General features: G+C 63.3%; 22 protein-coding genes and 1 tRNA gene. 13 read left to right on the top strand and 10 right to left on the bottom strand.

The features are described from left to right. Positions 1-3: 3 nt before the first annotated feature. The 4 genes from WBQ96_RS18030 to WBQ96_RS18015 are packed head-to-tail and all read right to left on the bottom strand — an operon-like array spanning position 4 to position 2079. Entirely contained in the window at positions 4-609 is a 606-nt protein-coding gene (locus WBQ96_RS18030; RefSeq protein WP_336552523.1) for a HupE/UreJ family protein, read from the bottom strand. Between the two features lie 32 nt (positions 610-641). Continuing rightward, positions 642-899, bottom strand: coding sequence for a DUF1272 domain-containing protein (locus tag WBQ96_RS18025; RefSeq protein WP_336552471.1), 258 nt, complete (start codon positions 897-899; stop codon positions 642-644). 21 nt (positions 900-920) lie between these two features. Further along, positions 921-1223, bottom strand: coding sequence for an urease subunit gamma (locus WBQ96_RS18020; protein ID WP_336552469.1), 303 nt, complete (start codon positions 1221-1223; stop codon positions 921-923). A gap of 16 nt (positions 1224-1239) precedes the next feature. Continuing rightward, positions 1240-2079, bottom strand: coding sequence for an urease accessory protein UreD (locus tag WBQ96_RS18015; protein WP_336552467.1), 840 nt, complete (start codon positions 2077-2079; stop codon positions 1240-1242). A gap of 220 nt (positions 2080-2299) precedes the next feature. Here WBQ96_RS18015 and WBQ96_RS18010 point away from each other — a divergent pair, with 220 nt between their 5' ends. The 3 genes from WBQ96_RS18010 (at position 2300) to WBQ96_RS18000 (ending at position 4565) form a co-directional block, all read left to right on the top strand. Next, the gene (locus WBQ96_RS18010) at positions 2300-2554 is read left to right on the top strand and encodes an acyl carrier protein (RefSeq protein ID WP_336552466.1); all 255 of its coding nucleotides are present in this window, start codon (positions 2300-2302) and stop codon (positions 2552-2554) included. A 1-nt stretch (position 2555) separates the two neighbouring features. Next, positions 2556-3767, top strand: a complete 1212-nt coding sequence (locus tag WBQ96_RS18005; RefSeq protein ID WP_336552464.1) for a beta-ketoacyl-[acyl-carrier-protein] synthase family protein — start codon at positions 2556-2558, stop codon at positions 3765-3767. Positions 3768-3860: 93 nt separating this feature from the next. After that, a complete protein-coding gene (locus WBQ96_RS18000) occupies positions 3861-4565 on the top strand; it encodes a glutathione S-transferase N-terminal domain-containing protein (protein WP_336552462.1) in 705 nt (234 codons plus the stop codon). A gap of 94 nt (positions 4566-4659) precedes the next feature. Here the strand turns inward: WBQ96_RS18000 and WBQ96_RS17995 are convergent, their stop codons facing one another. Beyond that, positions 4660-5223 (bottom strand): hypothetical protein, encoded by a 564-nt coding sequence (locus WBQ96_RS17995; RefSeq protein ID WP_336552461.1) that lies wholly within the window; start codon positions 5221-5223, stop codon positions 4660-4662. A gap of 78 nt (positions 5224-5301) precedes the next feature. Next, the gene (locus tag WBQ96_RS17990; RefSeq protein WP_165119078.1) at positions 5302-5910 is read right to left on the bottom strand and encodes a nucleoside triphosphate hydrolase; all 609 of its coding nucleotides are present in this window, start codon (positions 5908-5910) and stop codon (positions 5302-5304) included. A gap of 242 nt (positions 5911-6152) precedes the next feature. On the opposite strand from WBQ96_RS17990, the gene WBQ96_RS17985 reads away from it, so the two are divergent. Then, on the top strand, positions 6153-6995 hold the full coding sequence (locus WBQ96_RS17985; RefSeq protein ID WP_336552522.1) for a D-alanyl-D-alanine carboxypeptidase family protein: 843 nt from the start codon (positions 6153-6155) through the stop codon (positions 6993-6995). A 28-nt stretch (positions 6996-7023) separates the two neighbouring features. Here the strand turns inward: WBQ96_RS17985 and WBQ96_RS17980 are convergent, their stop codons facing one another. The 4 genes from WBQ96_RS17980 to WBQ96_RS17965 are packed head-to-tail and all read right to left on the bottom strand — an operon-like array spanning position 7024 to position 9648. Next, positions 7024-7674 (bottom strand): CDP-alcohol phosphatidyltransferase family protein, encoded by a 651-nt coding sequence (locus WBQ96_RS17980; protein WP_336552460.1) that lies wholly within the window; start codon positions 7672-7674, stop codon positions 7024-7026. Further along, positions 7671-8060, bottom strand: a complete 390-nt coding sequence (locus WBQ96_RS17975) for a hypothetical protein (RefSeq protein WP_336552521.1) — start codon at positions 8058-8060, stop codon at positions 7671-7673. Before WBQ96_RS17975 ends, WBQ96_RS17980 begins: the two co-directional genes overlap by 4 nt. Beyond that, entirely contained in the window at positions 8060-9007 is a 948-nt protein-coding gene (locus WBQ96_RS17970; protein WP_336552459.1) for a phosphatidate cytidylyltransferase, read from the bottom strand. Before WBQ96_RS17970 ends, WBQ96_RS17975 begins: the two co-directional genes overlap by 1 nt. Then, on the bottom strand, positions 9004-9648 hold the full coding sequence (locus WBQ96_RS17965; RefSeq protein ID WP_336552458.1) for a lysophospholipid acyltransferase family protein: 645 nt from the start codon (positions 9646-9648) through the stop codon (positions 9004-9006). The genes WBQ96_RS17970 and WBQ96_RS17965 overlap by 4 nt, the downstream gene beginning before the upstream one ends. Positions 9649-9940: 292 nt before the next feature. Here WBQ96_RS17965 and WBQ96_RS17960 point away from each other — a divergent pair. The 9 genes from WBQ96_RS17960 to WBQ96_RS17920 all read left to right on the top strand — a co-directional run. Continuing rightward, a tRNA-Arg gene (locus WBQ96_RS17960) sits at positions 9941-10017 on the top strand. 132 nt (positions 10018-10149) lie between these two features. After that, positions 10150-10749: an ANTAR domain-containing response regulator gene (locus WBQ96_RS17955; protein ID WP_336552457.1), complete on the top strand. Its 600-nt coding sequence runs from the start codon at positions 10150-10152 to the stop codon at positions 10747-10749. A 2-nt stretch (positions 10750-10751) separates the two neighbouring features. Next, positions 10752-11990 carry a CmpA/NrtA family ABC transporter substrate-binding protein gene (locus tag WBQ96_RS17950; protein ID WP_336552454.1) on the top strand — a complete coding sequence of 413 codons (1239 nt, stop codon included), beginning with the start codon at positions 10752-10754 and terminating at the stop codon, positions 11988-11990. 355 nt (positions 11991-12345) lie between these two features. Further along, positions 12346-13662 carry a CmpA/NrtA family ABC transporter substrate-binding protein gene (locus WBQ96_RS17945; RefSeq protein WP_336552452.1) on the top strand — a complete coding sequence of 439 codons (1317 nt, stop codon included), beginning with the start codon at positions 12346-12348 and terminating at the stop codon, positions 13660-13662. Between the two features lie 53 nt (positions 13663-13715). Then, positions 13716-14609, top strand: coding sequence for a nitrate ABC transporter permease (ntrB, locus tag WBQ96_RS17940; RefSeq protein ID WP_336552450.1), 894 nt, complete (start codon positions 13716-13718; stop codon positions 14607-14609). Between the two features lie 11 nt (positions 14610-14620). Further along, complete coding sequence (locus WBQ96_RS17935) at positions 14621-15418, top strand: ABC transporter ATP-binding protein (RefSeq protein WP_336552448.1); 798 nt, start codon at positions 14621-14623, stop codon at positions 15416-15418. A 4-nt stretch (positions 15419-15422) separates the two neighbouring features. Next, positions 15423-17873, top strand: coding sequence for a nitrite reductase large subunit NirB (gene nirB / locus WBQ96_RS17930; protein WP_336552446.1), 2451 nt, complete (start codon positions 15423-15425; stop codon positions 17871-17873). A 2-nt stretch (positions 17874-17875) separates the two neighbouring features. After that, entirely contained in the window at positions 17876-18205 is a 330-nt protein-coding gene (nirD, locus tag WBQ96_RS17925; protein WP_336552520.1) for a nitrite reductase small subunit NirD, read from the top strand. 4 nt (positions 18206-18209) lie between these two features. Continuing rightward, the coding region (locus WBQ96_RS17920) for a molybdopterin-dependent oxidoreductase (protein ID WP_337035907.1) at positions 18210-19956 on the top strand (1747 nt) is incomplete at its 3' end.

The following is a 19956-nucleotide window of genomic DNA, read 5'->3' as shown; positions in this document are numbered from 1 at the left end:
CCCTTAACCGGCGACCGCGAGCCACACGCCGCCGAGCGCGGTGGCGGCACCTGCTAGGCGCGTGACGATCCGGCCGGTTTCTCCGCCGAGCAGGCGGCCAAAGCCTAGGCCGATGCCTATGCCTGCCGCATGAAGCAGTGCCGTTGAGAGCGCGAAGCCGATGCCGAAGGAAAGAGCACCCGCCGAACCGAGCTCGCCGCCATGCGCATGGCCGTGGAAAAAGGCGAAGAAGCCGACCATGATCATCCCTGCCCAGGTCGGCACGTTCAGCGACATCGCCGCGAGCAGGCCGATGACCACGACCGAGGCGAGGATCACCGGTTCGACGAAGGGGAGGGGTGCGCCCATGATTGCAGCCGCAAAACCGATCGTCATGGTGCTGACGAAAGCTGCGGGAACCAGCCAGCGCGCGCTTTCAAAGCCTTTGCGCGTGCCGAGCTGCGCTGCCCAGAGGCCGACCGCGACCATTGCCAGGATATGATCGACGCCGAATAGCGGATGCGAAACGCCCGCCATGAAGGAGCCGTGCTCGGCCGGGTTGAGATGTGCGAAGGCCGGGGCGGCACTTGCGGCCAATGCCAGCGCTGCGATGGAGATTTTCCTGAACATCATATTGGTTCCTGACGGTTCTCAATGAAATCTTACGCAACCTTGCGGGCCGGCGGACAACCCTCGGCCTTCAGCACGCGCTTGGTCGAAGCCGGGTATTTCTGCAGCATTGCCGCGGGGCGGCTGGGGCGCTGGGAAAAGTTGCCGCCGCAATTGGGGCAGACGCCGCCGAGCACATTTTGCGCGCAACCGGCACAGAAGGTGCATTCGAAGGTGCAGATCATGGCCTCGCCGCTCTCCGGCGGCAGGTCCTTGTCGCAGCATTCGCAATTGGGACGAAGTTCCAGCATGGCGGCCTCCCTGCCGTGGTTTCAGCGTATCGGTTCGTGCACGGTCACCAGCTTGGTGCCGTCGGGAAAGGTCGCCTCGACCTGTACGTCGTGGATCATCTCGGCGATGCCTTCCATGACCTGCGCCCGGCCTATGACGTGGGCGCCGGCATCCATCAACTCGGCAACCGAGCGCCCGTCGCGCGCGCCTTCGACGACGAAATCGGTGATCAGGGCGATGGCTTCGGGGTGGTTGAGCTTGACGCCGCGTTCCAGTCTTTTGCGGGCCACGATCGCCGCCATGGCGATCAGCAGCTTGTCTTTTTCGCGCGGCGTCAGGTTCATGCTGTTTCGAAATTCCCTAAAGTGACCAAACTTTTGGCAAGCCTGCCTGCCCGTTGAGCAATTCGATGAGCGGCACCAGCCGCTTGCGCAGGCTGTAGCCGTCCCCAGCGTGAAGCCTCGCAAGAAGCTTGCCAGTTTTGCCGACCCGCCAAGCGCTGGCGCCGCCCTGATCGCCGATGATGGTGCGGGCGGGTTCCACCAGCCGTTCTGGTTCCGGGGCGATGAGAAGCAGCGTGGCCACCGCGATGTCGCCGCCCGTCACCGCCGAACGCGCCAGCGTGTTGGCGATTTTCGGTCCAATGGCAAAATCCTCGGCATGAACCATTCGTCCGTCGCTTCTGATGCGCCAGCGGTCATGAAAAGTGCCGTTTGCAGCACTTTCGCCCATGGCCAGCCGCCCGAAAATCGTCGCCTCGACGATCAATGCCTCGGCGTCGTCGGCGAGCTCGACATCGAGCCTGCGCATGAAGGCCGCACGTTCGAAGACGATCGTTTCCTGCGGCAGCCACGCGATTCTGCCACCGGCGGCGACGGAAAGTTTCACCGAGGCTTCGGCGCGGCCGGAATTTGCCTTGTAGACCTTTTCGCAGGCTTGCGTGGTGATGGTGGCTCTGGCGCCCGCGCCGATGGCGATCTCCCAGCCGATCCGGTCGCCGCCGGTCAATCCGCCGGCCGTGTTGATCAGGATCGCTTCCAGCGGGCCGCCGTGGGTCTGCGGCATGCGTATCTTGGCAGCACCGTCCTGATAGAGCCGGGCAAGGCGCGTGCGCCCGTCGATAAAACTGGCCGACAGCCGGGCGCTGGCTGCGACGCGCTGAAGGGAACGATCGACGGGTTCTATCGTTTCTGATGGCATGAGGTTGCTCTTTCGCAGTACAGCCTAACCGTCGCAATGGGTTTGTCGAGATATGACTTGTTGCCTGATGGGCTTTCGCTTTCTATAGAGAGAAGCAGCTTCTTGCCGTTTTTGCCTGTTTTGGCACTTGCAGATGCTTTGCAGTCGCTCGTTTCGAAGCGCAACGACATAAATAGGCGTTTTGACTTGGGCAAACGCCGGGAATTTGGGGAGAGGCGTGTTGGCGGATCAGCTGGCCCAGGACATTATCGACAAGATCAAGGTTCATGCGGAGCCGGATGGTGGCGAAGTAACGCCCGAGACCGAACTCACCGCGCTGGGCATCCATTCGCTCGAGCTGACGGAGATCATCTTCGATCTCGAGGAAGCCTATGGCATCGACATCGAGATGAATACGGTCGAAGCCTGGAGCAATCTCAAGAATGTCGGCGACATGGTCGAGGCCGTGCGCGAACTGATCGCAAAAAAAGCCTGACATGGCGCGCCCGCGTATCGTCATCACCGGCCTGGGCGGGCTATGCGCACTTGGCACCAGCGTGCCGGCAATATGGGGCGCGATGCGGGCCGGCCGCTCGGGCATCGGCGAGATCACCACGGCGCCGCTTCACGAGCTGAAGGTACGCATCGGCGCCGAGATCAAGGAACTGCCCGACCACGACCTCGACAGGAAGCGCCTCGTCACGATGGACCGGTTCAGCCTGCTGGCTGTTATCGCGGCCGGCGAAGCCATCCGCCAGGCCGGCCTCGTGGTGGACCAGGCGAACACGGCGCGCATCGGCGCCATTGTCGGCACAGGCATTTATGGGGCTGAGACGGCCGAAGAGAATTATCGCGCCGTTCTGCTCGAAGGCAAATCGCGTGCCGCTATCTTCACGGTTCCGAAAATCATGCCGGGGGCACCTGCTGGCCAGGTCAGCATGTCCTACGGCCTGCGTGGCCCGGTGTTTGGCGTAACCTCTGCCTGCGCCTCCTCCAACCATGCCATTTCCGCGGCTGCCGACCAGCTTCGCCTCGGTCGCGCCGACGTCATGATCGCCGGCGGCACCGATGCCCCGCTCGTCTACGGTGTTCTCAAGGGCTGGGAGGCGCTGCGCGCGCTGGCCCGCGAAACCTGCAGGCCGTTCTCAGCCGATCGTGACGGGCTGGTGATCGGCGAAGGCGCCGGCATGGCCGTGCTTGAAACCTATGAACATGCCGTGGCACGCGGCGCGACCATTCTGGCGGAACTCGCCGGCGCCGGCATGTCCGGCGACGCAAGCGATATCGTTGCCCCGACTATCGAAGGTCCGGTCTCGGCGATGCAAGCCTGCCTTGCCGATGCCGGACTGAAGCCGGAGGATGTCGACTACATCAACGCCCATGGCACCGGCACCAAGGCCAATGACGAGATCGAAACGACCGCCATCCGCCGTGTTTTCGGCGCGCATGCCGACCGGCTTTCGGTTTCATCGACCAAATCCATGCACGCCCATTGCATGGGCGCATCGGGCGGGCTCGAAATGATCGCCTGCGTCATGGCCATCCGCGAAGGCATCGTGCCGCCGACGGCCAATTATCGCGAGAAGGACGCAGCCTGCGATCTCGACGTGACGCCGAATGTGGCACGGGAACGCGACGTGCGCGCGGCGATCAGCAACGGCTTTGCCTTCGGCGGCACCAATGCGGTGCTTGCCTTCAAACCGGCGTGAAATCGGCGCGGCCGCCTTATTGATGATGCGGCTGCCTGTGCTTATCTGCCAACACGCATCCTCTCCCCCAAAATCCCTCCCAAGGATCTTCCCATGACCGATCTTTCCGCTTTCCCGATCACTGCCCGCTGGCCCGCCAAGCATCCGGACCGCATTCAGCTCTATTCCTTTCCGACGCCGAACGGCGTGAAGGTTTCGATCGCGCTCGAGGAGCTGGGACTTCCCTACGAGGCCCATGCCGTCAATATCGGCAAGGACGAGAGCTGGACCCCGGAATTCCTGTCGCTCAATCCGAACGGCAAGATCCCGGCGATCGTCGATCCGAACGGCCCGGACGGGAAGCCGATCGGCCTGTTCGAATCCGGTGCGATCCTGCTCTATCTCGCCGAAAAGACCGGCAAGCTGATCCCCGCCGATGCGATCGGGCGCTACGAGACGATCGAGTGGGTGTTTTTCCAGATGGCGGGCATCGGGCCGATATTCGGACAGCTCGGCTTCTTCCACAAATTCGCCGGGCGGGCGATCGAGGACAAGCGTCCGCTGGAGCGCTATCGCGACGAATCCAAGCGCCTGCTCGGTGTGCTCGACAGGCGTCTGGCTGGCCGCAAATGGGTCATGGGCAATGATTACACGATTGCCGACATCTCGATGCTTGGCTGGGTGCGCAACCTGATCGGCTTCTATGAAGCGCGCGAACTCGTCGGTTTCGACGATTTCGCGAATGTCGCGGCCTGGCTGGAGCGCGGCTTGGCGCGCCCTGCAGTGAAGGCGGGCCTCGAAATACCCGCCAGAGGCTAGGCCATAAAAACAACGTGGCGGCGTTTCCTCGGAAAGCCGCTTGTGAAATTGATTGAAGCGTCGGCGCCAGCCGGTTCCGACGCGAAGCGGAAAGCTACCTGGCTTTTGCCTTCGTCTTTCCGGTGACTTTGCCGGCCACGACGGTTGCAAGCCCGACGGCAACCGTTGCCGTGTCCTTGACCCCGCGCAGAACCTTCGTGCCGATGGATTCGGCACCCGCCTTGGCCTTCGCAACGGTCGACTTCGCTTTTGCTACCGGCGCCTTGGGCTTTGCTGCTGCGGGCTTCTTCGCCGCCGCTTTTGCCGCTGCGGGGGCCTTGGCTTTTACAGTTGCAGCCACTTTGGCTGGAGCAGCCTTTACCGCCGCCGGTGCCTTGACGCTTGCTGCCTTGCTGCTGGCCTTGGCGGTCGCTTTCTTGGCCGCCGCCTTGGTTGCCGTCACTGCCTTGGCAGCCTTGCTGCCTGTGGTTTTGACAGCTGCGGCTTTGGCGGTTGCAGGCTTCTTCGCCGCTGCTTTTGGCGCCGCCGGCGCTTTCGCAGCAGGCGCTTTGGCCGCCTTCTTGGTGTCCTTCGTGCGTTCGGCAAGGGCTGCTGCCGCGCCCGTCTTGGCCGCTGCTTGCTTGCCGGTTTTTGGAGATGCCTTCTTGGTCGCCATCATTCCAGTCCTCTCACACGGCACGGTTGCCGCGAACGGAAAATGAACGAAGCCGGCTTTTGTTCCAGTAGGCAGTTTTCTCTAGATCACCAGATCGGCGGCGCGGCGGCTTTTCAGCACGCGATCGACATTCGGCATGTCGTTGGAGGCGACCCATGCCCGAGCGTCCTCGTCCGATTTGCCGTGCTCATGCCAGCGCTGCAGCAGGCGGCGTTCCAGCTCCTGGCGCGCAACGTCGATGAAGATGCCGAAATCGAAAAGTGGGGCAAGGCCGCTCCATGGCGCTTCGTCGAGAAGAAGGTAATTGCCTTCCACCAGCACGAACTTGACGTCCGAGCCGATGATGGACGCGGCGGCGCGCGAAAGCTCCATGCTGCGGTCGAAGACGGGAATGGCGATATCCGGCTCGGCCGCATGGATGCGGCGCAGCAGCACCTCGAAACCGGCATAGTCGAAGGTTTCCGGTGCGCCCTTGCGCGACCGCAACCCGCGCTGATGGAGAATGACGTCGTCATAGTGGAAGCCGTCCATCGGCACCACGACCGCCGATCCCTCGGGCAGAAGATCGCGCAATTGTTCCGAGATTGTCGATTTGCCCGCTCCCGGCGCACCGGCGATGGCCACGACAAACCGTTTGCCCTTGGCCGCGCGTTTGAAGATCGTGGCGGCTATTGTCGCTATTTCGGACATCGTGCCTCCATTTGCTTGGAATGGCTCCTATTCTGCTGCGTTATCGGCAAAATTTCAAACCTTCGCGTGATGCAATATGCCTGCGGCGACAGGTCCGCCGCAGGTTAATGGACCGGAAACCTTGATTGCGATAATTTGGGCAAGGCTGTAACGCGAGGGGTTCGTCGTCTCAGTCGTCCTCGCGTTTCAATCAGGTAGCCTTCTTGCCGATCGCCTCTCATCATCTTTCATCGCCTCTGCGCATGGTGGCAGCCCTTTTCCTCGCACTGGGCCTGCTTGCCGGCTGTTCCACCACCGGCACGCTGAACACGGTGCAGGCGCCGCAGCAGAACCTTTCGCCGAAGCACGCGGCGATCGTCGTCGACGGCAGCACCGGCAAGGTGCTCTACGAGCAGAACTCGGAAGCCGCACGCTATCCGGCCTCGCTCACCAAGATGATGACGCTCTATATGCTTTTCGAGGCGCTGGAGAGCGGAAAGCTGTCGAAATCATCGCAGATACCGGTGTCGGCCTTTGCTGCGTCGCGCCCGCCGTCGAAGATCGGTTTGAAGCCGGGTCAGTCGATCGATGTCGAATCGGCGATCAGCGCGCTTTGCACCAAGTCGGCCAACGACGTGGCCGTGGCGGTCGCCGAAGCGCTCGGCGGCACGGAAGAGCGTTTCGCCTCGATGATGACGGCCAAGGCGCGCCAGCTCGGCATGCGCGGCACCTTCTTCAACAACGCGTCAGGCCTGCCTGACGAGGCGCAGCGCAGCACGGCGCGCGACATGGCGCTGCTCGGTATCGCCCTGCGCAAGCGCTTCCCGCAGCACTACGGCTATTTCTCCGCCACCTCCTTTGCCTTCAACGGCAAGACGATCCGCGGCCACAACGATCTGCTCGGCCGGGTCAGCGGTGTAGACGGCATCAAGACCGGCTATATCCGCGCTTCCGGCTTCAACATCGTGACTTCGGTGAACTCCGGTGGCCGCAAGCTGGTGGTCGTCGTGATGGGCGGCGACACGGCGCGCAGCCGCAATGCCGAGGTCGAGCAGCTGATCGATCGCTACCTGCCGCAGGCAAGCCTGGGCGTCGCGACGCAATAGCGCAAGGCGACGCCAGGGCAAGGATTGGCTACGCCCTGCGTCCCTTCAGCCATCGCATCTGCCGGCGGGCCCGGCGAAGCGCGGTCAGGGCAGCGCCGATCGCCACGATCGAGAGCGCGAGCGTCAACACCTCGTTCCTGCCATGCCAGAGGAATTCCATGGCGGAAAACAGGGCTCCGGCGGTGACGACGGCCATGCGGTGCTGCTTGGCCATCGGGCCTGCAAAATCGCTCGGTGCGCCATTGGCGCGGCCAAGTTCGCGGACATAGGCAGTCAGCACGGCAAAGGTCGCAGCCGCCCAGCCGAGGCTCGGTGCGCCGATGCCGTAGCCGATCCCGGCCAGGATGAGGATGTCGGCGATCCTGTCGGGAAATTCGTTCCAGAACGGCCCGTCCGCCTCGGCCTTGCCGCCTTCCATGGCGACCATTCCGTCGAACAGATTGCACAGCAGGCGAAGCTGGCAAAACAGCGCGGCTGCGACCAGCAGCAGGCTGCGCACGGTGCCGCTGGTTTCCCCGGCAATCCAGAAGGCCAGGCCAGCCGCCGCAGCAGCGGCAATGCTTGCCTGCGAAATGGCATTGGGGGTGATCGAAAGTGCGGCCATGCGCTTGGCGATCGTCTGTGCCCAGCGCGTGTTGCGGCTTGCCAGCGGCCTGCGGTCGCCCTTGTCCATGGTCATCTCATCCCTTGCCGGAAGATCGAATAATTGTAGGTCGCCGCATAGGTCGTGGACACGATCAGCGGCACGGCGATGGTCCGCAGAATTTCGGGCGTGCCGCTTAGAGCGTGAACGGTGACGAGAATGCCGGTCGTCGCGAGGCAGGCGATGAGCGGAGGCGCCCACAGGCCGGTGAAGCCACTGAACCGCCGCGAGAGCGCGTCGATGATCGATTTCAGGCAGAGCGTCAGCACAGCGGAAAGTGCGCCTTGGACGATGCCGGCGAAAAGCGGGCGCGGCATGGGGTGCATGCGATTGGCGAAAACGGCCCAGCCGCCCATCGCCACGAAGGCGAAGACGACATGAACGACACCGCTGCCGGCAAGCGCGCGCAGCCGCGCCGTCATCATGCCGCCCACCAGTAGCGGGTGAGATGGAAGAAGATCGGGGCCGAAAAGACGACCGAATCCAGCCGGTCGATGAGGCCGCCATGGCCCTCGATCAGATTTCCCCAGTCCTTGACGCCGCGATCCCGCTTGATCGCCGACATGACCAGCCCGCCGAAGAAACCCATCAGGGTGATGACCAGGGCCATCACGCCGGCCTGAATGGGCGTGAACGGCGTTATCCACCACAGGCCGGCGCCGATCAGCGTCGCGCTGGCAACCCCGCCGACGAAGCCTTCGACGGTCTTGGACGGCGAGAGATTGGGCGCGATCTTGGTGCGGCCGAACAGCTTGCCCCAGACATATTGCAGGACGTCGCTGAGCTGCACGACAATGACGAGGAAGGCGATCAGCAGCACGTTGCGGCCTTCATAGCCGGGGATATGCAAGGTCAGCAGCGCCGGCACATGCGAGGCGCAGAAGACGCAGATCATCAGCGCCCATTGCACCTCGGAGATACGGATGAGGAAATGCTGCGTGTCGCCGCGCATGACGGCGATGATGGGCATCAAGAGGAAGGCATAGACGGGGATGAATATGGAGAAGATGCCGTAATCCTCGGTCCACAGCAGAAAATACTGCACCGGCAGGACGACGAAGAAGGCGGTTGCCAGCGCCCAGTGGTCGGCGCGCCGCGTATTGGTCAGGGTCACGAACTCGCGCAGCGCCGCAAACGAGCAGAAGGCGAACAGGATGAGCACGCCGATGCGGCCGGCGACGAATGCGATGGCGATCAGGATCGCCATGACCCACCAGGCATTGATACGGGAATTGAGGTTTTCGATGGCCGCGTTCGACCCGTCCGGCGACAGCCGCCGTTGCAGCACGTAGCCGACAAGCGAGGCGACGAGCAGGACCCCGCATATGCCGAGGACCAGTAGGAACATGTCGTATTGGGTCGCGCTCATTCGCTGCCGCCTGCCTGTTTCGGGGAAAGCGCAAGCAGCGCGGCATGCGCCCGCTCGATGAATGCTTCCTTGGCCTCGCCACTGATCAGGCGCATCGGCGCGCCGAAGGTCACCGTGCAGATCAGCGGTATGGGCACGAATTCGCCCTTCGGCATCACCCGGTTGAGATTGGCGATCCAGACCGGCACCAGATCGACATCCGGCTTTGCGGTCGCCAGATGGAACAGGCCGCTCTTGAAGGGCAGCAGCTGCGCATCCGTCTGGTTGCGCGTGCCTTCGGGAAAGAAGATGAGAGACGAGCCTTCGTCCAGGGCCTGTGCCATCATCGCGACGGGATCGTCCTTGCGTTCATCGCGATCGCGCTGGATCAGCACGGCGTTGAAAACATCGCGGCCGATGAAGCTGGTGAGCTTCGATCTGAGCCAGTAATCGGCCCCGGCAACCGGCCGCACCCGCCGGCGCAGGCGCGGCGGCAGCACGGTCCAGATCAGAACGAAATCACCGTGGCTGGAATGGTTGGCGAAATAGACGGACCGGCGCCGCGGCAACCCGCTTTCATGCCAGGTCGCCCTGACAGCTGTGACGGCGCGGGCAAACAGGAGAACGATCTCCGCCGCAAACTTCGCGATCAGCGCCCGCATTCAGCCTCCCCTGCACTTCAGTCCAATCCGAATAGCCGAAGCGGCGGGCGCTGAACACCCTCCCATACGTGTTGCGCCCCTCCATCATAAGGCTCAGTGCCATCTGACGGCATACCAATTGCAAAGACCAGCGTGCGTATCGCCGGACCGGCATCGAACCTGTGACTTCTGCGATCGGAGGCCGCGCAGTTTCATTTGCCCGTTGAAGCCTGCCAGCGCTTCGGCTATGAAGCGGTCAGCCGGGCGTTGCCCGACCGGGAATTTCTGAAACGAAGGTCTTCGTTTCAGCCAGGCACCCGTAGCTCAGCTGGATAGAGCGCTGCCCTCCGAAGGCAGAGGTCACAGGTTCGAATCCTGTCGGGTGCGCCAATAAAATCAAAGACTTATGTTACATGCAGGCACGGATCATAGGTTCATTGGAACCAAAGGCTCCGCGACGGACGGCTCACGTCCGTTCATGATGCCGCATTGCACAATCGCGGCAACTGCGCAAAATGCGGCATGGTCCGAAAAACCCTCGCCGTCCTTGTGATCGACGAAAACCGCATCCGCGCTTCCATCATCGAGGCGGGGTTGCGGGAGGCGGGCCATGAGCAGGTTACGGTCGTTCATGATGTGACCGGCATCGCCCGGCGGATCGCCGAGATCGAGCCGGACGTCATCGTCATCGATCTGGAAAACCCCAACCGCGACATGCTGGAGAACATGTTCCAGCTTTCGCGCGTGGTGAAGCGGCCCATCGCCATGTTCGTCGACCGTTCCGACCAGGCCTCGATCGAGGCTGCTGTCGACGCCGGCGTTTCGGCCTATGTCGTCGATGGGCTGCGGCAGGAGCGGGTGAAGCCGATCCTCGATATGGCGGTGAGCCGTTTCAATGCCTTTTCGCGCATGTCGCGGGAGCTGGAGGAAGCCAGGAACGAACTCGAGAACCGCAAGGTCATCGACCGTGCCAAGGGCATCCTGATGAAGTCGCGCGGGCTGTCTGAGGACGCTGCCTACACGCTGCTGCGCAAGACCGCCATGAACCAAAACCGCAAGATCAGCGACATCGCCCAAAGCCTTGTCACCGCTGCCGACCTCTTGGGTCCGGGGGAGAGTTGAAGATGGGTTTTGAACACCAGATCAACGCCGGCTTCATGCCGCTCTTTGACAGTGCAGTGCTCGTCACCGCCAGGGAGATGGGCTTCGCGGCACGCGAAGGCGTCGACCTGACGCTGAACCGCGAAACCTCGTGGGCCAATATCCGCGACCGCATCGCGATCGGGCATTTCGATCTGGCGCATATGCTGGGGCCGATGCCGATTGCCTGCAATCTCGGGCTGTCGCCGCTGGCCTCCGACACCATCGTGCCATTCGCGCTCGGGCTCGGCGGCAATTGCGTGACGGTTTCGAACGAGGTGTGGGCCGGCATGGCAGCGCACGGCGCTCTGCCCGATCTCGACCCGGAGCGAACGGGCAAGGCATTGGGCGCGCTGATCCGCGAACGGGCGCAGGCAGGTCGCGACCCGCTGTGCTTTGCGGTCGTGCATCCCCATTCGGGGCACAACTACGAACTGCGCTACTGGCTCGCCGCCTGCGGCATCGATCCCTCGCGCGATATCGAGATCGTCATCGTGCCGCCGCCCTTCATGGCCGATGCGCTCGCCGCCGGCCGCATCGACGGCTACTGCGTCGGCGAACCCTGGAACAGCGCCTCGGTCGTCGCCGGCACCGGCCATATCGCAACCGTCAAGGCCAGGATCTGGCGGAACAGCCCGGAGAAGGTGCTGGGCGTGCGCAGGGCATGGGCCGAAAAGCAGCCGGAGGCGCTTGCGGCCCTGCTGCGCGCTTTGCACCACGCGGCACGCTGGTGCCAGGACCCGGCAAATCGCGGCGAACTGGCCGCCCTGATGGCGCAGCCGGCATTTCTCGGCCTTTCGCCGGAGCTGCAGATGCCGGTCCTGACCGGACGTCTCGCGCTCGGCGGTGGTGCCGAACTGACCGTGGACGACTTTTTTCTGCCGTTCGACAAGGCAGCAAGCTTTCCGTGGAAGAGCCACGCTCTGTGGTTCTACACGCAGATGGTGCGCTGGGGCGATATCGCCCACACACTTGAGAACGCTGAGATTGCCCGCAACTGCTATCGCCCCGATCTCTACCGCGCGGCTCTCAAGCCGCTTGGAGTCGCACTGCCGGGGGCGAATGCCAAGGTCGAGGGGGCGCTGACCACAGCCACACCGGTCGGCTCGGCCGGCGCCAGTCTTATCCTTGGCCCCGATGGCTTCTTCGATGGCGGCATCTTCGATCCCGATCGCATCGACGACTATCTGGCGACGCAGAAATTTGCAGTCGCGCACGCCTGAGCATTTCTTGCGCATGATGATGCACTGCACAATTTTTGTGCGATTGCACATTCCGTGTGGCTAATGCGTGAACGGCGTAATTTGCCGCCGCATTCACCTGCTGAAGAAATTTCCTTGATTCCATTGCTGAATTAGCTGGTCCTCAAAACTGGCACGGTTCCTGCTTCACTAACAACAGGCCCTCGGGTCACGGAACAGGCGTCCAATGACGGGCGCCACAGGCAAAGCTGCCGATCAGGAAGACGCGATCCCGGATGTACGGACGCGGCGACTTGGCCGGCAGCTTTTTTGTTTTTGACCGAACCGAACACGCAATCGATGGCGCGATCCTCCCCGCGCCCAGCCGGAGACACCGATGACGAAACGGATCGAGACTGGATCACCCCTGAAGGCGCTGACGCGCCGCGACTTTCTCGTCAGCAGCGCAACCACGGCGGCCATGTTCATAGCTGCCCGCAAGCTTTTCCCGTCGGGCGCCTATGCGGCGACCTCCGCTCCGGAAGTGACCGGCGCCAAGCTCGGCTTCATCGCGCTGACGGACGCCGCGCCGCTGATCGTCGCCAAGGAAAAGGGTTTCTTCGAAAAGCACGGCATGCCCGATGTCGAGGTGCTGAAGCAGGCTTCTTGGGGCGCAACGCGTGACAATCTCGTTCTCGGCGGAGAAGCCAATGGCATCGACGGCGCGCACATACTGACGCCAATGCCTTATCTCATGCACACCGGCAAGGTGACGCAAAACAACCAGCCGCTGCCGATGGCGATCGTGGCGCGGCTCAATTACGACTGCCAGGGTATCTCGGTCGCGCAGGAATATGCCGAAACCGGCGTGACGCTGGACTCCTCGAAACTCAAGGAAGCCTTCGCCAGGAAGAAGGCCGAAGGCAAGGATGTGAAGGTTGCCATGACCTTCCCGGGCGGCACCCATGACCTCTGGATTCGCTACTGGCTGGCCGCCGGCGGCATCGACCCGGACAAGGATGTCTCCACCATCGTCGTGCCGCCGCCGCAGATGGTCGCCAACATGAAGGTCGGCAATATGGATGCCTTCTGCGTCGGCGAGCCGTGGAACGAGCAGCTCGTGCATCAGGGCATCGGCTTCACCGCCGCTACGACGGGCGAGCTGTGGAAGGGCCATCCCGAAAAGACCTTCGGCCTGCGCGCTGATTTCATCGAGAAGAATCCGAACGCGGTGAAGGCCATGCTGATGGCCGTCATGGAAGCCCAGCAATGGTGCGATGCCATGGAAAACAAGGAAGAGATGAGCGCCATCCTCGGCAAGCGGCAATGGTTCAACGTGCCGCCAGCCGATATCATCGGCCGCCTCAAGGGCGATATCAATTATGGCAATGGCCGCGTCGCCACCGGCACCGACCTCTACATGAAGTTCTGGAAGGGCGGCGTCTCCTACCCGTTCCGCAGCCACGAAAGCTGGTTCCTCGCCGAGAACATCCGCTGGGGCAAGTTCGCGCCCGACACCGACATCAAGGCGCTGGTCGGGCAGGTCAACCGCGAGGATTTGTGGCGCGAGGCGGCGAAGGAGCTTGGAGTGGCCGAAGCCGATATTCCGGCCTCAACGTCGCGTGGCCCGGAAACCTTCTTCGACGGCAAGGTCTTCGATCCCGAAAACCCATCCGCCTATCTCGAATCGCTTTCGATCAAGGTCGCGTCCTGATCCCGTCGGCGCGGTCACCCGCCGCGCCGCAACGATCCCCTGGAGTTTTTTGTATGACCGTACACGCTCTCAAGGAGCATGCCGCCGAAATGGACGCCCCGCCCCGGCCGTCCGAAGTGGTCGCGTTGCCCGCGAAGCCATCGTCGCGCTTCGATGCCGCCGCACTTGCCCGTCGCGTCGCATCCGCGGTTCTGCCGCCGGTCGTCGTCGTTCTCGTCATCCTGCTGGTCTGGGAAGCGGCCTGCTCGTCGCCCGGCGCCAGCCTGCCGCCGCCCACGCAGGTATGGAGCGAGGCCTATGACCTGATCGTCCATCCCTTCTTCAACTTCGGTCCGCAGGATGTCGGCCTCGGCTGGCGCATCCTTGCCTCGCTGCAGCGCGTCGCGGTCGGTTTCGGGCTCGCGGCCGTCGTTGGCGTGGCGATCGGGGCCTTGATCGGCCAGTCGGTCTGGGCCATGCGCGGACTGGACCCGGTGTTCCAGATATTGCGCACGGTGCCGCCGCTTGCCTGGCTGCCGCTTGCGCTCGCAGCCTTCCGCGATTCCAATCCGGCAGCCCTTTTCGTCATCTTCATCACCGCCATCTGGCCGGTGATCATCAACACGGCGGTCGGCGTCCGGAACATCCCGCAGGATTATCGCAATGTCGCGCAGATTCTGCGGCTCAACCCGGTCGAGTTCTTCTTCAAGATCATGGTGCCGGCAGCTGCCCCTTACATTTTCACAGGCCTCAGGATCGGCATCGGCCTGTCCTGGCTGGCGATCGTTGCCGCCGAAATGCTCACCGGCGGTGTCGGCATCGGCTTCTTCATCTGGGATGCGTGGAACTCCTCGCGCCTGCCCGACATCATCGTGGCGCTCGTCTATATCGGCGTGGTCGGCTTCATGCTCGACCGGCTGGTTGCGGCGGTCGGCGCCTTCGTCACACGCGGCACATCCGCGAGCTGAGGAAAAACATCATGAAGCCCTATCTGAAGCTCGATCACATCGACAAGTCCTTCACCCGTGGCGGCACCCGCACCGAAGTGCTGAAGGGCATCACGCTCGGCATTGACCAGGGCGAGTTCGTGTCCATCATCGGCCACTCCGGCTGCGGCAAGTCCACGCTGCTCAACCTCATCGCCGGCCTGACCAAGGTATCCGCCGGCGCCGTGCTGCTCGAGGACAAGGAGGTCGACAGCCCCGGTCCCGAGCGCGCCGTGGTGTTCCAGAACCATAGCCTGCTGCCCTGGCTCACCGTCTACGAAAACGTCAACCTCGCGGTTGCCAAGGTCTTCGGCTCGACCAGGACCAAAGCCGAGCGGCATGACTGGATCATGCGCAATCTCGACCTCGTGCAGATGGCCCATGCCGCCGATAAGCGCCCGGCCGAGATTTCCGGCGGCATGAAACAGCGCGTCGGCATCGCCCGCGCGCTCGCCATGGAACCGAAGATCCTGCTGCTCGATGAGCCGTTCGGCGCGCTCGACGCGCTGACGCGGGCGCATCTGCAGGATGCGGTGATGGATATCCACGCTAGGCTCGGCAACACGATGATCATGATCACCCACGATGTCGACGAGGCCGTGCTGCTCTCCGACCGCATCGTCATGATGACCAACGGTCCCGCAGCCCGCATCGGCGAGGTGCTCGACGTGCCGCTCGACAGGCCACGCAAGCGCGTCGAACTCGCCTCCGATCGAACCTATCTGCGCTGCCGCGAGGCGGTGCTGAAATTCCTTTACGAGCGTCATCGCTTCGTGGAAGCGGCGGAGTAGAATCATGACCGAGAAACTCGTCATCATTGGCAACGGCATGGCGCCGGGCAGGATGCTGGAGCATCTGTTCGAGAAGGCGCCGGGCCAATTCGACGTCACGATCTTCAACGCCGAGCCGCGCGTCAATTACGACCGCATCATGCTCTCGCCCGTTCTGTCGGGCGAAAAAACCTTCGAGGAAATCGTCATCCACGGCGACGGCTGGTACGTCGCCAATGGCGTGACGCTCTATAAGGGCCACAAGATCGTCGCCATCGATCGCGCGGCCAGGACCGTGACCTCCGACCACGGCGTCACCGAAAGCTACGACCGGCTGGTTATCGCCACCGGCTCGGTGCCCTTCATCATCCCCGTTCCCGGCCACGATCTGCCGGGCGTTCTGTCCTACCGCGATCTCGACGATGTTCAGGCCATGCTGCTGGCGGCGCAATCGCGGGCCAAAGCGGTGGTGATTGGTGGCGGCCTGCTCGGGTTGGAGGCGGCGGCAGGGCTTTCCATGCAGGGCATGGACGTCACCGTGCTGCATGTCATGCCGACGCTGATGGAACGCCAGCTCGACCCGGCGGCCGGCTATCTCTTGCAGAAGGCGGTGGAGGAACGCGGCATCAAGGTGATGACCAAGGCCAACACCAAGGCGATTGTCGGCAACGGCAAGGTCGAGGGCATCGAGCTTGCCGACGGCACCATCGTTCCGGCAACGCTGGTGGTGATGGCGGTTGGCATCCGGCCCAATGCGGCTCTGGCAAAGGATGCCGGCCTGGAGGTCAATCGCGGCATCGTCGTCGATGCCGGCATGCAGACCTCCGATCCCGCCATTTTTGCGCTCGGTGAATGCGCCGAGGTCGGCGGGCAGGTCTATGGCCTCGTCGCGCCGCTCTATGAGATGGCGCGGGTGACGGCGGCACGGCTTGCCGGCGAGGAAGGGGCCAGCTTCGTCCATTCCGACACGCCGACCAAGCTGAAAGTCACCGGCATCGACCTGTTCTCGCTCGGCGATTTCGCCGATGGCGACGACCGGCAGGAAATCGTGCTGCGCGATGCCTCTGCCGGCGTCTACAAGCGCCTTGTGCTGAAGGACAACCGCATCATCGGCACCGTGCTCTATGGCGAGACTGCCGATGGCGCGTGGTTCAACGACCTGAAGAAGAAGGGCACCGACATCTCGGAGATGCGCGAAACGCTCATCTTCGGCCAGGCCTATCAGGGAGGGTCACCGCTGGACCCTATGGCGGCCGTTGCAGCCTTGCCGGATGATGCGGAAATCTGCGGCTGCAACGGCGTCTGCAAGGGCAAGATCACCAGCACGATCACTGCCAAAGCGCTGACTTCGCTGGACGACGTGCGCGCTCACACCAAGGCTTCCGCTTCCTGCGGCTCCTGCACCGGGCTGGTCGAGAAGCTGATGGTGCTGACACTGGGCAACACATATAACCCCGCCGCCGTGCAGCCCATGTGCTCCTGCACCGCGCTCGGCCATGACGAGGTGCGCCGCCTGATCAAGGCGAAGGGCCTGAAGACCATTCCGGCGGTCATGCAGGAGCTGGAATGGCAGACCTCCTGCGGCTGCGCCAAATGCCGGCCGGCGCTGAATTACTATCTCGTCGCCGACTGGCCGGACGAATATGCCGACGACTATCAGTCGCGCTTCATCAACGAGCGCGTCCACGCCAACATCCAGAAGGACGGCACCTATTCGGTGGTGCCGCGCATGTGGGGCGGCGTCACCAATTCCAGCGAGCTGCGCGCCATTGCCGATGTGGTCGACAAGTTCGATATCCCGATGGTCAAGGTCACCGGCGGCCAGCGCATCGACATGCTCGGCATCCGCAAGGAGGACCTGCCCGCCGTCTGGGCCGATCTGGGGCAGGCGGGCTTCGTCTCCGGTCATGCCTATGCCAAGGGCCTGCGCACCGTGAAGACCTGCGTCGGCTCCGACTGGTGCCGCTTCGGCACGCAGGATTCGACCGGCCTCGGCATCCGCATCGAAAAATTCATGTGGGGTTCGTGGACGCCGGCAAAGCTGAAGATGGCGGTTTCCGGCTGCCCGCGAAACTGCGCCGAGGCGACCTGCAAGGATGTCGGCGTCATCTGTGTGGATTCGGGCTTCGAAATCCATTTCGCCGGTGCTGCCGGCCTCGACATCAAGGGCACCGAGGTTCTGGGGCAGGTCAAGACCGAGGACGAGGCGCTGGAACACATCGTGGCGCTGACGCAGATGTACCGCGAGCAAGCGCGCTATCTCGAGCGCATCTACAAATGGGCCAAGCGCGTCGGCTTCGACGAAATCCGCCGCCAGATCATGGACGACGGCGAAAAGCGCCGCGCCTATTACGAACGCTTCGTCTTCTCCCAGAAATTCGCCCAGGTCGATCCATGGTCGGAGCGCGTTTCCGGCAAGGACAAGCATGAGTTCCGGCCGATGGCTTCGGTGGGTTTTGCGGAGGCCGCGGAGTGAGCATGAACTGGATCGCCATCGGCACCATCACCGATATCCCCCGGCGCGGTGCGCGCTGCGTGGCGACGCCGCAAGGCAAGATCGCGGTGTTTCGCACGGCTGACGATCAGGTATTCGCCATCGAGGACCATTGCCCGCACAAGGGCGGCCCGCTCAGCCAGGGTATAGTCCATGGCGCGGCAGTTACCTGCCCGCTGCACAACTGGGTGATTTCGCTCGAAACCGGCAAGGCGCTCGGTGCGGATGAAGGCGCGGTGAAAACCATTCCGGTGCGGGTCGACGGCGAACGGCTGTTCATCGCGCTGGAAGCGCTGGCAGACCGGGCGGCGTGAGGACATGCAAACGGAGGAAGCGCGCGAGGTGAGGACCACCTGCCCCTATTGCGGGGTGGGTTGCGGCGTGCTGGCGGGCGTCGCCGCGGACGGGGAGATAACCGTTCGCGGCGACCCCGACCATCCGGCCAATTTCGGCCGCCTCTGCTCCAAGGGCTCGGCGCTGGCCGAGACCCTCGATCTCGGCGATCGCCTGCTCTATCCGGAAATCCACGGCCGTCGCGCCGGCTGGAATGAAGCGCTCGATCTCGTCGCCACGAAATTCTCGCAGGCAATCGCCGAACACGGGCCGGACTCGGTGGCGTTCTACGTCTCGGGGCAGTTGCTGACCGAGGATTACTACGTCGCCAACAAGCTGATGAAAGGTTTTGTCGGCTCGGCCAATATCGACACCAATTCGCGGCTGTGCATGGCCTCTTCGGTCGCGGGCCATCGTCGCGCCTTCGGCTCGGACACCGTGCCCGGCACCTATGAGGATCTGGAGCTTGCCGACCTGATCGTGCTGGTCGGCTCCAACCTCGCCTGGTGCCACCCGGTGCTCTATCAGCGCATCGTTGCGGCCAGGGAGAAGCGGCCCGGCATGAAGATTGTGGTGATCGACCCGCGCCGCACCATGACTGCCGACTTCGCCGACCTGCATCTGGCCATCGCGCCCGACGGCGATACCGCGCTTTTCACCGGACTTCTCGCTTATCTAGCGGACGGCGAGCGTCTGAATCGCGATTATATTAGCCGGCACACGAATGGTTTCGAAGAAGCGCTTTCAGCGGCTGTAGCCCTTGATCTCGCCGCCGTCTCCGATCGCACGGGCATCTCGGAAGAAACACTCGCGCGGTTCTATTCCCTGTTCGCGAACACGCAGCGCCTGGTCACCGTGTACAGCCAGGGCGTCAACCAGTCGGCCTCCAGCACCGACAAGGTCAACGCCATCATCAACTGTCATCTGGCTACGGGCCGCATCGGCAGGCCGGGCATGGGACCGTTCTCGGTCACCGGCCAACCCAATGCCATGGGCGGGCGCGAGGTGGGCGGGCTCGCCAATATGCTGGCTGCCCATATGGAGATCGAGAACCCTCAGCATCGTGACCGCGTGCAGCGTTTCTGGAAGTCGCCGGCAATCGCCGAAAGGCCGGGCCTGAAGGCGGTCGACATGTTCCGCGCAGTCGCCGATGGCCGCATCAAGGCGCTGTGGATCATGGCCACCAACCCGGCAGATTCCATGCCCGATGCCGACGCCGTGGAAGCTGCGCTGCGCGCCTGTCCCTTCGTCGTCGTCTCGGACATTGCAGCCAATACCGACACCATCCGCCACGCCCATGTGAAATTGCCGGCCACCGGCTGGGGCGAGAAGGACGGCACGGTCACCAATTCGGAGCGCCGCATCTCACGCCAGCGCGCCTTTCTGCCACCGCCCGGCGAGGCGCGGCCGGACTGGTGGGCGATGGCGGAGGTCGCGAAGCGCATGGGCTTTGCCGAGGCGTTTTCTTATGACGCGCCCTCGGAAATCTTTGCCGAGCATGCGGCGTTGTCGGCCTTTGAGAATGGCGGCGAGCGCGATTTCGATATTGGAGTTTATGCGGCGGTCGATGGTGACGGTTATGAGGCGCTTGCGCCATTTCAGTGGCCAGCACCAGCTGGTGGCACAACCCCCCTCTGGCCTGCCGGCCATCCCCTTGGGGGGGGGGGGGGGGGGCGGGCAGGGGGGGGGGGGGGTTGGTTTTTTTCCAAGAGGAACGTCCTTTCTTCCCACA

The organism is Mesorhizobium sp. CCNWLY176 (genome assembly GCF_037153935.1).
Classification (GTDB): Bacteria; Pseudomonadota; Alphaproteobacteria; order Rhizobiales; family Rhizobiaceae; genus Mesorhizobium_M; species Mesorhizobium_M zhangyense.
Note: the sequence above shows the minus strand (reverse complement) of the source record. Positions and strands in the feature narration are given on the sequence as shown.

What these genes read in the sequence shown, in the direction of transcription:
- WBQ96_RS18030 (WP_336552523.1), bottom strand. Translation starts at nt 609, where the DNA reads ATGTTCAGGAAAATCTCCATCGCAGCGCTGGCATTGGCCGCAAGTGCC.
- WBQ96_RS18025 (WP_336552471.1), bottom strand. Translation starts at nt 899, where the DNA reads ATGCTGGAACTTCGTCCCAATTGCGAATGCTGCGACAAGGACCTGCCG.
- WBQ96_RS18020 (WP_336552469.1), bottom strand. Translation starts at nt 1,223, where the DNA reads ATGAACCTGACGCCGCGCGAAAAAGACAAGCTGCTGATCGCCATGGCG.
- WBQ96_RS18015 (WP_336552467.1), bottom strand. Translation starts at nt 2,079, where the DNA reads ATGCCATCAGAAACGATAGAACCCGTCGATCGTTCCCTTCAGCGCGTC.
- WBQ96_RS18005 (WP_336552464.1), top strand. Translation starts at nt 2,556, where the DNA reads ATGGCGCGCCCGCGTATCGTCATCACCGGCCTGGGCGGGCTATGCGCA.
- WBQ96_RS18000 (WP_336552462.1), top strand. Translation starts at nt 3,861, where the DNA reads ATGACCGATCTTTCCGCTTTCCCGATCACTGCCCGCTGGCCCGCCAAG.
- WBQ96_RS17995 (WP_336552461.1), bottom strand. Translation starts at nt 5,223, where the DNA reads ATGATGGCGACCAAGAAGGCATCTCCAAAAACCGGCAAGCAAGCAGCG.
- WBQ96_RS17990 (WP_165119078.1), bottom strand. Translation starts at nt 5,910, where the DNA reads ATGTCCGAAATAGCGACAATAGCCGCCACGATCTTCAAACGCGCGGCC.
- WBQ96_RS17985 (WP_336552522.1), top strand. Translation starts at nt 6,153, where the DNA reads ATGGTGGCAGCCCTTTTCCTCGCACTGGGCCTGCTTGCCGGCTGTTCC.
- WBQ96_RS17980 (WP_336552460.1), bottom strand. Translation starts at nt 7,674, where the DNA reads ATGACCATGGACAAGGGCGACCGCAGGCCGCTGGCAAGCCGCAACACG.
- WBQ96_RS17975 (WP_336552521.1), bottom strand. Translation starts at nt 8,060, where the DNA reads ATGACGGCGCGGCTGCGCGCGCTTGCCGGCAGCGGTGTCGTTCATGTC.
- WBQ96_RS17970 (WP_336552459.1), bottom strand. Translation starts at nt 9,007, where the DNA reads ATGAGCGCGACCCAATACGACATGTTCCTACTGGTCCTCGGCATATGC.
- WBQ96_RS17965 (WP_336552458.1), bottom strand. Translation starts at nt 9,648, where the DNA reads ATGCGGGCGCTGATCGCGAAGTTTGCGGCGGAGATCGTTCTCCTGTTT.
- WBQ96_RS17955 (WP_336552457.1), top strand. Translation starts at nt 10,150, where the DNA reads ATGGTCCGAAAAACCCTCGCCGTCCTTGTGATCGACGAAAACCGCATC.
- WBQ96_RS17950 (WP_336552454.1), top strand. Translation starts at nt 10,752, where the DNA reads ATGGGTTTTGAACACCAGATCAACGCCGGCTTCATGCCGCTCTTTGAC.
- WBQ96_RS17945 (WP_336552452.1), top strand. Translation starts at nt 12,346, where the DNA reads ATGACGAAACGGATCGAGACTGGATCACCCCTGAAGGCGCTGACGCGC.
- ntrB (WP_336552450.1), top strand. Translation starts at nt 13,716, where the DNA reads ATGACCGTACACGCTCTCAAGGAGCATGCCGCCGAAATGGACGCCCCG.
- WBQ96_RS17935 (WP_336552448.1), top strand. Translation starts at nt 14,621, where the DNA reads ATGAAGCCCTATCTGAAGCTCGATCACATCGACAAGTCCTTCACCCGT.
- nirB (WP_336552446.1), top strand. Translation starts at nt 15,423, where the DNA reads ATGACCGAGAAACTCGTCATCATTGGCAACGGCATGGCGCCGGGCAGG.
- nirD (WP_336552520.1), top strand. Translation starts at nt 17,876, where the DNA reads ATGAACTGGATCGCCATCGGCACCATCACCGATATCCCCCGGCGCGGT.